Source organism: Streptomyces sp. NPDC020597, assembly GCF_044335095.1.
Taxonomy (GTDB): domain Bacteria; phylum Actinomycetota; class Actinomycetes; order Streptomycetales; family Streptomycetaceae; genus Streptomyces.
Window position 1 is genome coordinate 416800 of sequence record NZ_JBIRUL010000004.1, and the last position, 13621, is coordinate 430420.

Annotated in this window: 9 protein-coding genes, 2 tRNA genes and 1 other RNA gene; 8 read left to right on the forward strand and 4 right to left on the reverse strand. The window is 74.3% G+C overall.

The genetic code is table 11. From position 1 onward, the window contains the following. Positions 1-38: 38 nt before the first annotated feature. Both ACH4ZA_RS10530 and ACH4ZA_RS10535 read right to left on the reverse strand, forming a co-directional pair. The gene (locus ACH4ZA_RS10530) at positions 39-524 is read right to left on the reverse strand and encodes an acyl-CoA thioesterase (protein WP_319279598.1); all 486 of its coding nucleotides are present in this window, start codon (positions 522-524) and stop codon (positions 39-41) included. A 110-nt stretch (positions 525-634) separates the two neighbouring features. Next, positions 635-1798 carry a macrolide family glycosyltransferase gene (locus ACH4ZA_RS10535; RefSeq protein WP_398428843.1) on the reverse strand — a complete coding sequence of 388 codons (1164 nt, stop codon included), beginning with the start codon at positions 1796-1798 and terminating at the stop codon, positions 635-637. A gap of 287 nt (positions 1799-2085) precedes the next feature. On the opposite strand from ACH4ZA_RS10535, the gene ACH4ZA_RS10540 reads away from it, so the two are divergent. Together ACH4ZA_RS10540 and ACH4ZA_RS10545 are read left to right on the forward strand one after the other, a co-directional pair. After that, entirely contained in the window at positions 2086-3405 is a 1320-nt protein-coding gene (locus ACH4ZA_RS10540; RefSeq protein WP_398428844.1) for a wax ester/triacylglycerol synthase domain-containing protein, read from the forward strand. A gap of 232 nt (positions 3406-3637) precedes the next feature. Then, positions 3638-3847, forward strand: a complete 210-nt coding sequence (locus tag ACH4ZA_RS10545; RefSeq protein ID WP_398428845.1) for a hypothetical protein — start codon at positions 3638-3640, stop codon at positions 3845-3847. A 248-nt stretch (positions 3848-4095) separates the two neighbouring features. Here ACH4ZA_RS10545 and ACH4ZA_RS10550 read toward each other — a convergent pair. After that, a tRNA-Ser gene (locus ACH4ZA_RS10550) sits at positions 4096-4183 on the reverse strand. 71 nt (positions 4184-4254) lie between these two features. On the opposite strand from ACH4ZA_RS10550, the gene ffs reads away from it, so the two are divergent. The 6 genes from ffs (at position 4255) to ACH4ZA_RS10580 (ending at position 13476) form a co-directional block, all read left to right on the forward strand. Further along, positions 4255-4353: signal recognition particle sRNA small type (gene ffs / locus ACH4ZA_RS10555), an RNA gene on the forward strand. Between the two features lie 85 nt (positions 4354-4438). Further along, a complete protein-coding gene (locus tag ACH4ZA_RS10560; protein ID WP_398428846.1) occupies positions 4439-6826 on the forward strand; it encodes a DNA polymerase III subunit gamma and tau in 2388 nt (795 codons plus the stop codon). A 103-nt stretch (positions 6827-6929) separates the two neighbouring features. Next, the gene (gene purD / locus ACH4ZA_RS10565; protein ID WP_319281302.1) at positions 6930-8180 is read left to right on the forward strand and encodes a phosphoribosylamine--glycine ligase; all 1251 of its coding nucleotides are present in this window, start codon (positions 6930-6932) and stop codon (positions 8178-8180) included. 399 nt (positions 8181-8579) lie between these two features. Continuing rightward, complete coding sequence (locus tag ACH4ZA_RS10570) at positions 8580-10532, forward strand: hypothetical protein (RefSeq protein ID WP_398428847.1); 1953 nt, start codon at positions 8580-8582, stop codon at positions 10530-10532. A gap of 369 nt (positions 10533-10901) precedes the next feature. After that, positions 10902-12425, forward strand: coding sequence for a N,N-dimethylformamidase beta subunit family domain-containing protein (locus ACH4ZA_RS10575; protein ID WP_398428848.1), 1524 nt, complete (start codon positions 10902-10904; stop codon positions 12423-12425). Positions 12426-12576: 151 nt separating this feature from the next. Next, the gene (locus tag ACH4ZA_RS10580) at positions 12577-13476 is read left to right on the forward strand and encodes a phosphoribosylaminoimidazolesuccinocarboxamide synthase (RefSeq protein ID WP_319281307.1); all 900 of its coding nucleotides are present in this window, start codon (positions 12577-12579) and stop codon (positions 13474-13476) included. 37 nt (positions 13477-13513) lie between these two features. Here the strand turns inward: ACH4ZA_RS10580 and ACH4ZA_RS10585 are convergent. Continuing rightward, positions 13514-13589: transfer RNA gene (locus ACH4ZA_RS10585), tRNA-Gly, on the reverse strand. Positions 13590-13621 lie beyond the last annotated feature (32 nt).

Genomic DNA, 13621 nt, shown 5'->3' on the forward strand with positions numbered 1-13621 from the left:
GGCGGGCCGTCCGACGCCGTCCCGGGGCGCATCAGAGGTCAGCGTCCCGGCTCGGCGGTGGCGTGGCGGGCCGCGAGGGCGAGTTCCTCTTCCTCGAGACGGCGCGAGCAGCGGGCGTCGGGGTCGTACGCGACGGCCGTGCTGACGCAGGTGCAGAACACGCGGGCGTCTCGGGTGACGCGGCTGGTGACCCGGAAGGACGAGCGGCGCAGGTCGCCGATGGTCGTGACGATGGTGACCGGCTCGGGCTCCAGCACGAGCGGCTCGGTGTAGTCGAGCTCGTGGCGTGCGTACACGAACCGCGGGCGGATCTCCTGCCCGGGCAGCCCGGGGCGCAGGTAGAACAGGTCGATGTGCGCGTCCTGGATCATCTCGAGCAGTCGTGCGTTGTTCACGTGCTGCATGGAGTCCAGGTCGCTCATACGTACCTGACGGAGATAGAGGTGCGGCCGACGGTCCGGCGCGTCGTGGGGCGGGCGCGCGGTGCTCGTGCGGCGGACGTCGGACGCCAGGGTGTGGATCAAGGGGTCGCTCCTCGGAACAGGGTCCCGGCCTCCCGGGCCGGTGTGTGGTCCCGGCGCCGCGGCTGCCGGGACGGCGGGCCCTCTTGGCGGCGGGCCCCGGTGACTGCGGTCTACAGGGCCCGCTCGATCAGGTCGGCCGCGGCGCCCGCGCCACCGGCCTGCGTGATCTCCCGGCGCATGGCGGCCACGCCCGCGCGGATGTCCCGGTCGGACGACACCCGCAGGACGGCCTCGCGCAGCGCCTCGGGCGTGACGGTCTCGCGCGGCAGATGGACGCCGAGCCGGAGCTGTTCGATCCGGGCCGCGTTGACCCGCTGCTCGGCCATCTGCGGCACCGCCACCAGCGGCACGCCGTAGTGCAGCGCCTCCATCGTGCCGCCCATCCCGGCGTGGGTGACGAAGGCGTCCGCGTGGGCCAGCACAGCCAGCTGGGGCACATGCTGATGGACTTCGACGGTGTCGGGGAGCGGCCCCAGCTCGTCCGGCGCGACGGCGTGGCCGACGGACATCACCACATGCCAGGGCAGCTCCGCGAAGGCCTGCACGCAGGACCGGTAGAAGTCGGGCCGGCGGGTGAACTGGGAGCCCAGCGACACCAGCAGGACCGGCAGGTCCGGCCGCGGGGGCTGCCAGGAACCCTGGTAGGAGCGGTCCCCGAGCGCGGGCCCGACGTACGCGACATCACGCGCCGCGACGGTGTCCGCCCTGCGCTGGAAGGCGCGGGGGAAGAAAGCGACGGCGTGCTCGGGGTGCACGAGTTCGAGGATCCGCGCACTGTCCACCCCGTGTTCCGCGAAGGCGGCGGTGAGTTTCCCGAAGCCCGGGATCTGCGGCAGCCCGGGTACGCCGAAGAACTCGGGGACGATGCCGTCGTAGGCCAGATGGGTCGGGGACGCCACGACGACGGGTGTCTGCCGGCTCGCCCCCAGCAGCAGTCCGGCGAAGGCGTAGACGTCGCACAGCACCAGGTCCGGACGATCCCGGTCGAACGCCCGGCTCAGGGTGGGCAGTGAGGCCAGCGCCGTGTCGACGACCCGGGCGAAGCCCTCGCCCATCTCCTCCGGCGCCTCCGAGCCGTCCCCCGCGTCCGGGTAGAGCACGGGCTCGGCGCCCGCCGCCTTCACCTGGTGCACGAACTCCTCGGTGACGGCGTAGGTCACCCGATGCCCCCGTCGTACGAGCTCCTCGACGACCCCCAGCGTCGGATTGACGTGCCCGTGCATCGGAACGTTGAACACGGCGATGTGCGCGGGGTGCGGTTGAGGACCAGGCACGACAGACGACTCCTGTCCGGCGCGAGGCCGGTGCGGTGGACGGGAACGGGGCGTCCGAAGGCGGACGCGGAGTCCCGATTAAAGGCGCTCCGACGCGGTCCGCGTCCGCAAACCTGCGGCAGTGTCACCCCATCAGGGAGCCGTCACGGCCGTGCGTTGACACCCGCGGGGCCCGCAGGACGTGACCGCCGCCCGGATCGGCCGTTGGAGGGACAGGACCTCGTCCTCCGATGGCCGCCCCGCGCGGGGCGGCCCCCGCCAGGGACGCCCACGACAGGAGCAGTCTCATGCCCGGATCGCATCTGCCCTTGATGGAAGAGGGCATGGCCCGCTGGCCGTTCGGCCCGCCCAACGCCGGGATCGCCCTGGACTTCACGGGCGTCCCGCCCGCGCTGGAGGAGCTGCGGGCGCTGGTCGGCGACCGCTGGAAGGCGCTGCCCCGGCTCACCCAGACCCTCGTCGCCCCCGGCGGCCCCCGGACGGGCCTCGCCTGGTGGACCGGCCGGCATCGCTGGGCGCGACGCGACGGACACGACCTGGGCCGGCAGGTCGACGAGGCGGACGGCACCCTGCGGGACGCCGTACGGCTGTGGTTCCACACGCCGTTCCCCGCCGACCGGCCGCCGTGGAGCCTGCACCTGCTGCGCGGCTCCGCCGAGGGGGAGTTCTCCCTCCTCTTCCGGATGCACCACAGCCTGCTCGACGGCCGTTCGCTGACGACCCTGCTGCGGGCCCTGTTCGACGACGGCGGCCCGCTCGACGGCGCCGCCTCCCTGGCGGTGCCGGGCCCCCGGCGACGGACGGTCCGGCCGGCGCCGAGCGCTGGGGCCCCGCCGGGGCTGCTCACCGCGGGACGCGCGGTCCCCCTGCCGCACCGGGGGACGCGGGAGCCGGCCTACACGGTCGTGCGACTGCGGACCGACGTGCTGCGGGCCGCGCGCGAGGCCGCGTCCGCCCGCACGGCGACCACCAACGAGGTGTTCCTCGCGACGGTCTCGGGCGTCCTGCGCTCGTGCCTGACCGCCGCGGAAGCCGCCCCACCCGCCACCGGGACGGTTTCCGGCGGCGACCGGGGCCGGGGCAGAGAGCCGGGGCGGGAGCCGGGGCAGGTCTGGCTGTCGGTCCCGGTCGACGAACGCCCCGACGACTGCGGTGAGTTCCTGGGCAACGCGTTCGCCAACGTCCGCGTGCCCGCGCCGGTGACCCTGTCCGACCCCGCGGCCCGGCTGACCGCGTGCACCGGTCTGCTGACCCCCGTCACCCGGCCCCGCCGCACCTCCGAGAAGCTGTTCGAGGGCACGCTCGCCGCGGTGCCCGGGGCGACCATGGCCCTGGCCGGCGGGAAGATCTTCGCGCCCTCGTACGCACCGGCCGCCTGCTCCTACGTCCACCTGCGCGAACAGGGCCAGACCCTGGCCGGACGACCGTTGCGCCGCCTGACCATCGTCCCCATGGTGCCCCCGGCCGACACGGCCACCTTCGCGCTGGGCGGCTGCACCCGGGGTCACACGCTGAGCGTCGCCACCAACTCGGGCAGCCAGGACGCCGACCTGCTGGCCGAGGCCTTCCTCGACGAACTCACCCTCCTCGCCGAACGCACCCCGTGAACACCCGCATCACGGCCCGGATCGTGGCGGCGAGATCGTCTCGCCCGGCCTGCGCGCCGACCCGCAATCGTTCTCCGGGGCAGGGCCGGGCCGTCCGGTGCGCGCGATGTCGTGTCGGCCACGCCGTGAGCGTCGCGGCAGAGGCGGCCGCCGCGGAGTACGTCGGCCCGCCGAGTGAGGACGGAGCGTTGTCGCGGCACGAGGTCAGCCCTGTGCGAGGTTCGCCTCACAGGTGGCGCACCGCCGGACGGCCCGCCGCCTCGGATTGCCCGCGGTGGCGGTCGCCGGACAGGCGCTGCTCAACCGATCCCAGAGCCCGGACGGAGGATTCGGGATCCATCCCCAGCGCGGCGGCCGTACGTCGTCCTCGCTCATGTGGTCGCACCATCCCGGCCTGTGCGCGCACTGGGCCGGGGAGATCAGGATCGTGTCCTCCGGGTGAGCACGCCACTCCGTCTTCGCGAGCGTGCTCGTCGAACGCGGGACGGCTGACGCCGACGAGGACGAGCTTGGCGGGCATTCGCACCCGAGCCCGATGATGATCTTGCTGCCGCACTCGTCGCAGCGCTCTGCTTCCACTGACCTCGTACCACCCTCACGCCGTGCCGGAGTCGACCCGCCGGTCTGAGGGCAACGACGAAGGGCCCCACCTTGCGGTGGGGCCCTTCGACATCGTGCCCGGTGAGGCACTGGCGGAGGATACGAGATTCGAACTCGTGAGGGTGTGAACCCAACACGCTTTCCAAGCGTGCGCCCTAGGCCACTAGGCGAATCCTCCGCGGCAAACAATACAAGACGTTGAGGAGTGCTCGCGAACTCGTTCCCCCCGCTCGGATCCTGTAGCCTGTGCGGAGCCCCTCACGCGGCGCTATCTGACTGAACTCCCCCAGGGCCGGAAGGCAGCAAGGGTAGGTCGGCTCTGGCGGGTGCGTGGGGGGCGCTTGCGTTCCCGGGGCCGGGCCGGGCCCGGGCCGGGTGGGCGGCGGGACTGGGCGTGGGACCGATGTCGGTGGTCGCCTATAACCTCGTATGCGTGTCTTCCCTCGCGCTGTACCGCCGCTATCGCCCGGAGTCGTTCGCCGAGGTCATCGGGCAGGAGCATGTCACCGACCCGCTGCAGCAGGCGCTGCGGAACAACCGGGTCAATCACGCGTACCTGTTCAGCGGGCCGCGTGGGTGCGGGAAGACCACCAGCGCGCGGATCCTGGCCAGGTGTCTGAACTGTGAGCAGGGACCCACGCCGACCCCGTGCGGGGAGTGCGAGTCCTGCAAGGACCTGGCGAGGAACGGGCCGGGATCCATCGACGTCATCGAGATCGACGCCGCTTCGCACGGAGGCGTGGACGACGCGCGTGACCTGCGGGAGAAGGCGTTCTTCGGGCCAGCCCGCAGCCGCTACAAGATCTACATCATCGACGAGGCCCACATGGTCACGTCGGCCGGCTTCAACGCGCTGCTCAAGGTCGTCGAGGAGCCGCCGGAGCATCTGAAGTTCATCTTCGCCACCACCGAGCCCGAGAAGGTCATCGGGACCATCCGGTCGCGTACGCATCACTATCCGTTCCGGCTCGTCCCGCCGGGGACCCTGCGGGAGTACCTCGGCGAGGTGTGCGGGCAGGAGGGCATTCCCGTCGAGGACGGCGTGCTGCCGCTCGTCGTGCGCTCCGGCGCCGGGTCCGTGCGTGACTCCATGTCCGTCATGGACCAGCTGCTCGCCGGCGCGGACGACGCCGGTGTGACGTACGCCATGGCGACCTCCCTCCTCGGGTACACGGAGAGCTCGCTGCTCGACTCCGTCGTCGAGGCCTTCGCCACCGGCGACGGAGCCGCCGCCTTCGAGGTCGTGGACCGGATCATCGAGGGGGGCAACGATCCGCGGCGGTTCGTCGCCGACCTGCTGGAGCGGTTGCGGGACCTCGTCATCCTCGCCGCCGTTCCGGACGCGGCGGAGAAGGGGCTGATCGACGCCCCGGTCGACGTCATCGAGCGCATGCAGGCCCAGGCCGGGGTCTTCGGCGCCGCCGAGCTGAGCCGGGCCGCCGACCTCGTCAACGAGGGCCTCACGGAGATGCGCGGAGCGACCTCCCCCCGTCTCCAGCTGGAGCTGATCTGCGCGCGCGTGATGCTGCCCGCCGCCTATGGGGACGAACGATCGGTCATGGCCCGCCTCGACCGCATCGAGCGCGGGGTGCAGGCGGCGGCGCAGGGCGCACCCGTCATGCAGGCGGCCCCGATGGCCGCGATGGCGCCGACGCCGTCCGCCACGCCGGCCATGGGGTACGTGCCGGGGCCGGAGGCGCACGGCGGCGGGGCGGCGGCGGCCCGTGCGGCCGTACGAGGCCAGGGGCAGGCGGCGGGACAGCCGCAGGGCCCGGGGCAGGCGCCCGGGCAGGGGCCCGGCGCGCATGTGCCGACGCCCGTTCGGTCCGCGCCGCCCGCCGCATCCGCCGCGCCTGCCCCCGCAGTCCAGCCCGCCGCCCCGCCGGCGGCTCCGGAGACGGCCGCGCCGCCCGTGGAGGAGGCTCCCGCACAGCCCGCCCCCGGCGCCTGGCCGACCGCCACCGCGGCGGGCAGCGGGCGTCGGCCCGGCGGCTGGCCCACGGCCGCGCCGGCAGGAGGCGGCGGTCGGCCTCCGGCGGCACCGGCGGCACCCGGCCCGGCCGCTCCGGCGGCCGCGCAGGGCGTGCCGTCCGCACCGGCCGCCGCGCCCGCCGGGTACGCGCCGCCCGCCGGTGGCCCGGACCCCCGGATGCTCTGGCCGAACATCCTGGACGCGGTCAAGAACCGCCGCCGGTTCACCTGGATCCTGCTCAGCCAGAACGCCCACGTCGCCGGCTTCGACGGCACGACGCTGCAGATCGGCTTCGTCAGCGCCGGCGCCCGGGACAACTTCGCGAGCAGCGGCAGCGAGGACGTGCTGCGGCAGGCGCTGTCCGAGCAGTTCAACGTGCAGTGGAAGATCGACGCGGTCGTCGACCCGTCCGGCGGTTCGGCGCCCCCGTCCACCGGAGGGTTCGGCGGAGGGTTCGGCGGAGGCGGCGGTGCCGCGGGCGGAGCCCCGGGTGGGTACGGCGGTCACGGCAACGCCGGTGGGCACGGCGGTTCCGGCGGTCCGGGCGGCTACGGCGCCGCCGGTTCGGCCGGGCCGTCGGCGATGGCCGCGAGCGGGTCGCCGGCCGCGTCCGCATCCGCCGGCCCCGCTCGCCAGGCGGCCTCTCCCGGCGCTCCCGGGTCGGCGGCCCCCGCAGCCGACGCCTCCAGACCTGCGCCGGCCCGCCCCGCCGTCCCCGAGCCGGTGGCCCCCGAGGACGACATCCCGGAGGACGACGACCCCGACCTCAACGAGTCGGCCCTCTCCGGTTACGAACTGATCGTGCGCGAGCTGGGCGCGACGGTGGTGGAGGAGTTCACCAACGAGTAGGGGGCCGCCGCCCTGGCTCCTGGAGGAACGCACAGGCCCGAGCCGCCCCGTTCTTCGGAAGCCCGCACAAGGAGCCGCGGGCTCCGCCCGTTAGGCTGACCCCGTGAACGTCCTCGTCATCGGCAGCGGCGCCCGCGAACACGCCCTGTGCCGCTCACTGTCCCTCGACCCCGCCGTCACCGCGCTGCACTGCGCGCCCGGCAACGCCGGCATCGCCGAGGTCGCCGAGCTGCACCAGGTCGACGCCCTGGACGGCGGGGCCGTGTCGGCGCTGGCCGTCGAGCTGGGCGCCGAACTGGTCGTCGTCGGCCCGGAGGCGCCCCTGGTCGCCGGGGTGGCCGACGCCGTGCGCGAGGCCGGCATCCCGGTCTTCGGCCCCTCGAAGGAGGCCGCGCAGCTGGAGGGCTCCAAGGCGTTCGCCAAGGACGTGATGGCTGCGGCCGGCGTGCCGACCGCCCGCTCCTACGTCTGCACCACCCCGGAAGAGGTGGCCGAGGCGCTCGACGCGTTCGGCCCGCCGTACGTCGTCAAGGACGACGGTCTGGCCGCAGGCAAGGGCGTCGTGGTCACCGACGACCTGGCGGCGGCCTCGGCGCACGCGGCCGCCTGCGACCGCGTCGTCATCGAGGAGTTCCTGGACGGCCCGGAGGTCTCGCTCTTCGCGGTCACCGACGGCGTGAGCGTCGTCCCGCTCCAGCCCGCCCAGGACTTCAAGCGAGCGCTCGACGGCGACGAGGGTCCCAACACGGGCGGCATGGGCGCGTACTCGCCGCTGCCCTGGGCCGATCCGAAGCTGGTCGAGGAGGTCCTGGAGACGGTCCTGCAGCCGACCGTGGACGAGATGCGCCGTCGTGGCACCCCGTTCTCCGGGCTGCTCTACGCCGGCCTCGCGATCACCGGCCGCGGCGTCCGGGTCATCGAGTTCAACGCCCGCTTCGGAGACCCCGAGACGCAGGTCGTCCTGGCCCGTCTGAGGACGCCGCTGGCCGGTGTCCTGAAGGCCGCCGCCACCGGCGACCTCGCTGATCTGCCGCCCTTGCGGTGGAGCGACGACGCGGCCGTCACCGTCGTCATCGCCTCCCACAACTACCCGGAAGCCCCGCGCACCGGCGACCCCGTCACCGGCCTCGCCGAGGTGGCCGCCCAGGACGCCCCACACGCGTACGTGCTGCATGCCGGGACCAGGCAGGACGGCGACGCGGTCGTCAGCGCGGGCGGGCGCGTGCTGTCCGTCACCGCGTCCGGCGCCGATCTCGGCGAGGCGCGCGAGCGCGCGTACCGGGCGGTCGCGCGCATCGGACTCGACGGCTCCCAGCACCGTACGGACATCGCCGCCCGGGTGGCGGGCGCGTAACGCCCGCTCGGGCTCGAGCGGGCGTTACGCGCGCCCCCGGTTCCCGGCCCACGCGTCTCCGGCCCACGCGGCCCACGCGTCCCACCAGGCGACTTCCCGACAGAATCCAGGCCCCGGGCCTCCACGGAACCCCTCATCGAGGGGCCGTGGAACCCGGGGCCTGATCGTTGCCCTGCGTCATACACCTTTCCCCAAAGCCATTCCATCGAGTGAGCGCTGTGCTATCCGGCTGACGGGGGCCGGAGCGCCAACTAGGGTGCGGCGCAAGCGTCCCGGTCGTCGTTCCGGCACTTGGCCCACCGGCATTGCGATGTCGGTGGCGGGTGCCACAGTGGGGGAGTGAGCACTGCGAAGACAGCCGGGGGACACAGGACTGCAGGGAGGGGGTGAGCTCCGGTCATGACCGGTATGGGTGTGGAGATGGGCGCGCGGGCGGCGCGCGCCCGGGCACTGGCCGTGCTGCGCATCCGCAGCCGCGCCCTCGCCCTCGCGCTGTTGCCCGCGGCCGCCGCCGTGATCCTGCTCGTGGGCGGGGCCACCGGGCATCTCGTGGGCGCGGGCTGGGACGCCGTGCGCTGGGCGGTGTCCGTCGTCGCGGTCGCCGTCCTGCTCTCGGCCGGGGTGGTCGCGCTGGTGGTGGCCCGCGCCCGGCCCGCCGTCAGCCCCACGGTCGCCGTCGCCGAGCAGGCGGCCCCCGATCTGTACCGGCTGGTCCGCGACCTCGCCGACCGGCTGGACGTCCCCGCGCCCTCCGCGATAGCCCTCACGCCGGACTGCGACAGCTGGCTGGAGGACCGCACCCACCGGGCCCACGGCTCGCCGCCGTCCCGCGGCGCCGACGAGATAGCCGGCCCCGGCGGCTCCCCCGGCCCCCTGCGCCGCCGCACAGCGACGGCGCCGGTACTCGTCATCGGCTCCCCGTTCCTGTGGTGGATGCGGGTGGGCGAGCTGCGGGCCGTCCTGGCGCCGGTGGTGGCCGGTACGGGCCCCTCCGCCCACCCCGACATAGCCGCGGCCCGGCGGTACGTGCGCGGGCTGGACGCCGCGGTGGCCGTCTGCGCCGAGCGCGCCGGGCGGAGCGCGGTCCTGCGCCCCTTCTGTTCCGGGATCGGCTGGGTCGCTCGGTTGATGCTGCGCGGCTGCCAGGTCCACGCCGGCGAGATGGAGCGGGGGGTGGCCGCAGCGGCCGCCGAGCGCGCACAGGCTGTGGACTACGGGCTGCGCATCGTGGCCCAGGAGCAGGTGGGTCTGGCGTACGCGGGCTGGGACCGCCTCCTCACCCGCGTGGCGCTGCCCGCCTGGCGGATGGGCCGCTGGCCCTCCCGGCTGGACGCGGGCGTCGTGGCCGCCCTCACCGAGCTGTCCCGCCGCGACCGGCTGGCCGAGGGCTTCGCCTCCCGTCTCGGCGAGCGTCCAGCCTGCGACCTGCTGGAAGAACCCGGCGTGGTCGACGAGGCCGCGTCGCTGCTCGCCGCCCGCCTCTTCCACGGCGGTCCCGCGGAGTCCGGCCCGCACTGGTCGCCGGTGGCCTGGGACGACTACCCCGACGAGGTCGTGGACCGTAAGTGGCGCACCGACGCGGCCCGTCTCCACCGGGTGCTGGACGCCCTCGGAGTCCGCCGTGCCCCCGACCCCACGGCCGCCGCCCACGCGGGCGGCCCCACCCTGGCCCGCGTTCTGGACCACCTCACCGACACGGCGATCACGGCGACGACGGGGACTCCTTCGGCCGACGGCCGTTTCGGGGCGGACACCCTCCGCTCGTCGCCCGCGCCCGCGTCGGCGGACCCGTCCCCCGCGCTGCCGTCGGCGGACGCGCCCGGCCCGCTTCCCGGCGCCGCAGCCGCCGAAGCCGCCGGCTCCGCTCCCGGGTCCGTTCCGGCCGTGGACGCGGCCCCGCGGCCCGAGGCCGGTCCCGACGGCGACGAGCCGCCGGCCTCCAACCCGCGCAGCGCCGCCCTCGCCGCCCGCATCGGCGCCGAGGTCGGCAAGGAGGAGGCGGCGACCGCGGACGCGGCTCCCGTCGGCCCTCCGGCGTCCGGGCAGGGGCCCGACGCGGCCCTCTGGGACGACGACGCGCTCCCCCTGTTCCCCCTCCAGCCGCCGCGCACCGACCGGGAGCTGCTCGCCGACCACGTGACGGCGATGGTGTGCTGCGCGGCCATGGACACCGTCGGCGCCACCCCGGGCCTCGACTGGCTGGACGGCCCGACCCTCCTGGTCGACGGCGAGCGGGTGGCGGACCTCGCTCCCCGCGTCCTCAGCCTCGTCGAGGACGGCGACGCGGTCCCCTTGCGGACCTGGCTGGTGGAACTGGGGATACGCCCCGAGAAGCCGGTGCGGCTGGGTTGAGGGCGAAGACGCGCCCAGCGCCCCGCCCGGCGGTCCCCCACCGGAGCAGCCTCTTCCACTTTCGGCCAATCCGCAACGAATCGTGACTGTCTGCGCGCGTTATGTGATGTGCTGGGATCGAACGAGCCCATGGCAAGGGCGCGGGACATAGGACAAGCCGCAGGGGCGTGCGGCGGGGGCGACCGGCGCGGGCCGACGGGCGACGACGGAGCGGCGGGCTGCCGGCCGCCGCCGGGCACCTGGCGCCGCGCACCGCGCTCACCCGCGCATGAGCGGCCTCCCGTCGCCACGAGTCGTCACAGGGCACCACGAGTCACCAGCCGCCACACGAGTCACCAGCCGTCACGGGGCACAGGGGAGGGGAGCACCATGGGACCCGGACCAGGACCGAAGCACATCCGCCGATGGGAGTCGGGGGCGCTGGCCCACGCCGTGACGGACCCCTTCGGCCAGGGCCCCGTCCCCTGGCTGCGGGGCAGCGAGACGTACTTCGACGACACCGGTCAGGTCGTCCCCTGGTACGTGGACCCGAACCCGGCCCCCGGCGCCGCCCAGAAACCCGGCGGTCCCCGCATCCCCGCCCCGCGTACCGCGCCAGGATCCGGCGCCCCCCGGTCCGCCGACGACGTCCGGCGGCAGATCAAGGGGTTCGTCTCCACCGGCGCGGTCGCCCCGGGCGAGGCCGTCGACTTCCACATCACGGTCGACCCGCCCCAGGAGTTCAGCGTCGACGTCTACCGCATCGGCCACTACGACGGCGACGGCGCGGCCAAGATCACCACCAGTCCGCGTCTGTCCGGGATCGTCCAGCCTCCGCCGCTGACCGCCGACCGCACGGTCTCCTGCCACCACTGGTGGCTCTCCTGGCGGCTGCAGGTCCCGTCGTACTGGAACGTCGGCGCGTACGTCGCCGTCCTCACCACCGTCGACGGCTACCGGTCGCACGTGCCCTTCACGGTCCGCGACCGACGTCCCGCCGATCTGCTCCTGGTCCTGCCGGACGTCACCTGGCAGGCCTACAACCTGTATCCCGAGGACGGCCGCACCGGCGCCAGCCTCTACCACGCGTGGGACGACGAGGGGCGGCTCCTCGGTGAGGCCGACGCGGCGACCACGGTCTCCTTCGACCGTCCGTACGCCGGCGCGGGTCTCCCGCTGCACGTGGGCCACGCCTACGACTTCATCCGCTGGGCGGAGCGCTACGGCTACGACGTCGCCTACGCCGACGCCCGCGACCTGCACGTCGGCGCCGTGGACCCCACCCGCTACCGCGGCCTGGTCTTCCCCGGCCACGACGAGTACTGGTCGACGCGTATGCGCCGCACCGTGGAGCTCGCCCGCGACAGCGGCACCTCGCTGGTCTTCCTCTCCGCCAACTCCCTCTACTGGCAGGTCGAGTTGGGCCCGTCGCCGGCGGCCGTCCCGGCGCGGCTGCTCACCTGCCGCAAACGCAGGGGGCCCGGGCGGCCCGTGCTGTGGCGTGAGATCGACCGGGCCGAGCAGCAGCTGATCGGCATCCAGTACGCGGGGCGCGTGCCCGAGCCGCATCCGCTGATCGTCCGCAACGCCGGACACTGGCTGTGGGAGGCGACCGGGGCGGGCGAGGGCGACGGAATCGAGCGCCTGGTCGCGGGTGAGGCCGACCGGTACTTCCCGCGGACCGCGCTGCCGCCCCACGAGGACCGCATCCTCCTCGCCCACTCCCCGTACAGCGACAGCGAGGGCGTCCTGCGTCATCAGGAGACCTCCCTCTACCGCGCCCCCTCCGGCGCCCTGGTCTTCGCGTCCGGCACCTTCGCCTGGTCCCCGGCCCTGGACCGGCCCGGCCATGCCGATCCCCGCGTCCAGCGCGCCACGGCCAACCTCCTGGACCGCATCTGCAAACGCGACTGACGCCCGTGCACCCACCCCGCTGTCCCCGTACGCCCACGCTGCCGTTCTCGCGCGCCCGCCCCGCTGTTCCCGCTCGCCCACCCCGCTGTCCTCGGTCGATCCCGATGTACGGGACAATCAGGCCACTGAGACAGAACCACGGGGAGGAACCGTGTCCGGATTCGTAGAAAAGCCCGAGCCCCTCCAGGTGCCGGGCCTGGTGCATCTGCACACCGGCAAGGTGCGCGAGCTGTACCAGAACGAGGCGGGCGACCTCGTGATGGTCGCCAGCGACCGCACGTCCGCCTTCGACTGGGTGCTGCCGACCGAGATCCCCGACAAGGGCCGCATCCTGACCCAGCTCTCCCTGTGGTGGTTCGACCAGCTCACCGACCTGGTCCCGAACCACGTCCTCAGCACGGAACTGCCCGCCGGCGCCCCCGCCGACTGGGCCGGCCGCACCCTGGTCTGCAAGTCGCTGCGGATGGTCCCCGTCGAGTGCGTGGCCCGCGGCTACCTCACCGGCTCGGGCCTTGCCGAGTACCGGGAGTCGCGCACGGTCTGCGGGCTCGCCCTCCCCGAGGGCCTGGTCGACGGCAGCGAACTGCCCGCCCCGATCTTCACCCCGGCCACCAAGGCGGCCGTGGGCGAGCACGACGAGAACGTCTCCTACGAGGAGGTGGCCCGTCAGGTCGGCGCCGACACCGCCGCCGCGCTCCGTCAGGCGACCCTCGCCGTCTACGGCCGCGCCCGCGACATCGCCCGGGACCGGGGCGTCATCCTCGCCGACACGAAGTTCGAGTTCGGCTTCGAGGGCGAGAACCTGGTCATCGCCGACGAGGTCCTGACCCCGGACTCGTCCCGCTTCTGGCCGGCCGACCAGTGGCAGCCCGGCCGCGCGCAGCCCTCGTACGACAAGCAGTTCGTGCGCGACTGGCTGACCTCCGCCGAGTCCGGCTGGGACCGGCATGGCGAGCAGCCCCCGCCGCCGCTTCCCCAGCGGATCGTTGACGCGACCCGCGCGAAGTACGTCGAGGCCTACGAGCGCCTCACCGGCGTCGGCTGGGAGTGACGGAGAAGGCCCCGGTCGATGACCGGGGCCTTCTCGATGGAGCGGACGACGAGGCTCGAACTCGCGACCTCAACCTTGGCAAGGTTGCGCTCTACCAACTGAGCTACGTCCGCAGTGCGCCGGTGTGAACGTGCCGTGGCGCGAG

Excerpts from the sequence above, each read along its gene's own strand:
- ACH4ZA_RS10540 (WP_398428844.1), top strand. The coding sequence starts at position 2,086 with ATGCCCGGATCGCATCTGCCCTTGATGGAAGAGGGCATGGCCCGCTGG.
- ACH4ZA_RS10570 (WP_398428847.1), top strand. The coding sequence starts at position 8,580 with ATGACCGGTATGGGTGTGGAGATGGGCGCGCGGGCGGCGCGCGCCCGG.
- ACH4ZA_RS10575 (WP_398428848.1), top strand. The coding sequence starts at position 10,902 with ATGGGACCCGGACCAGGACCGAAGCACATCCGCCGATGGGAGTCGGGG.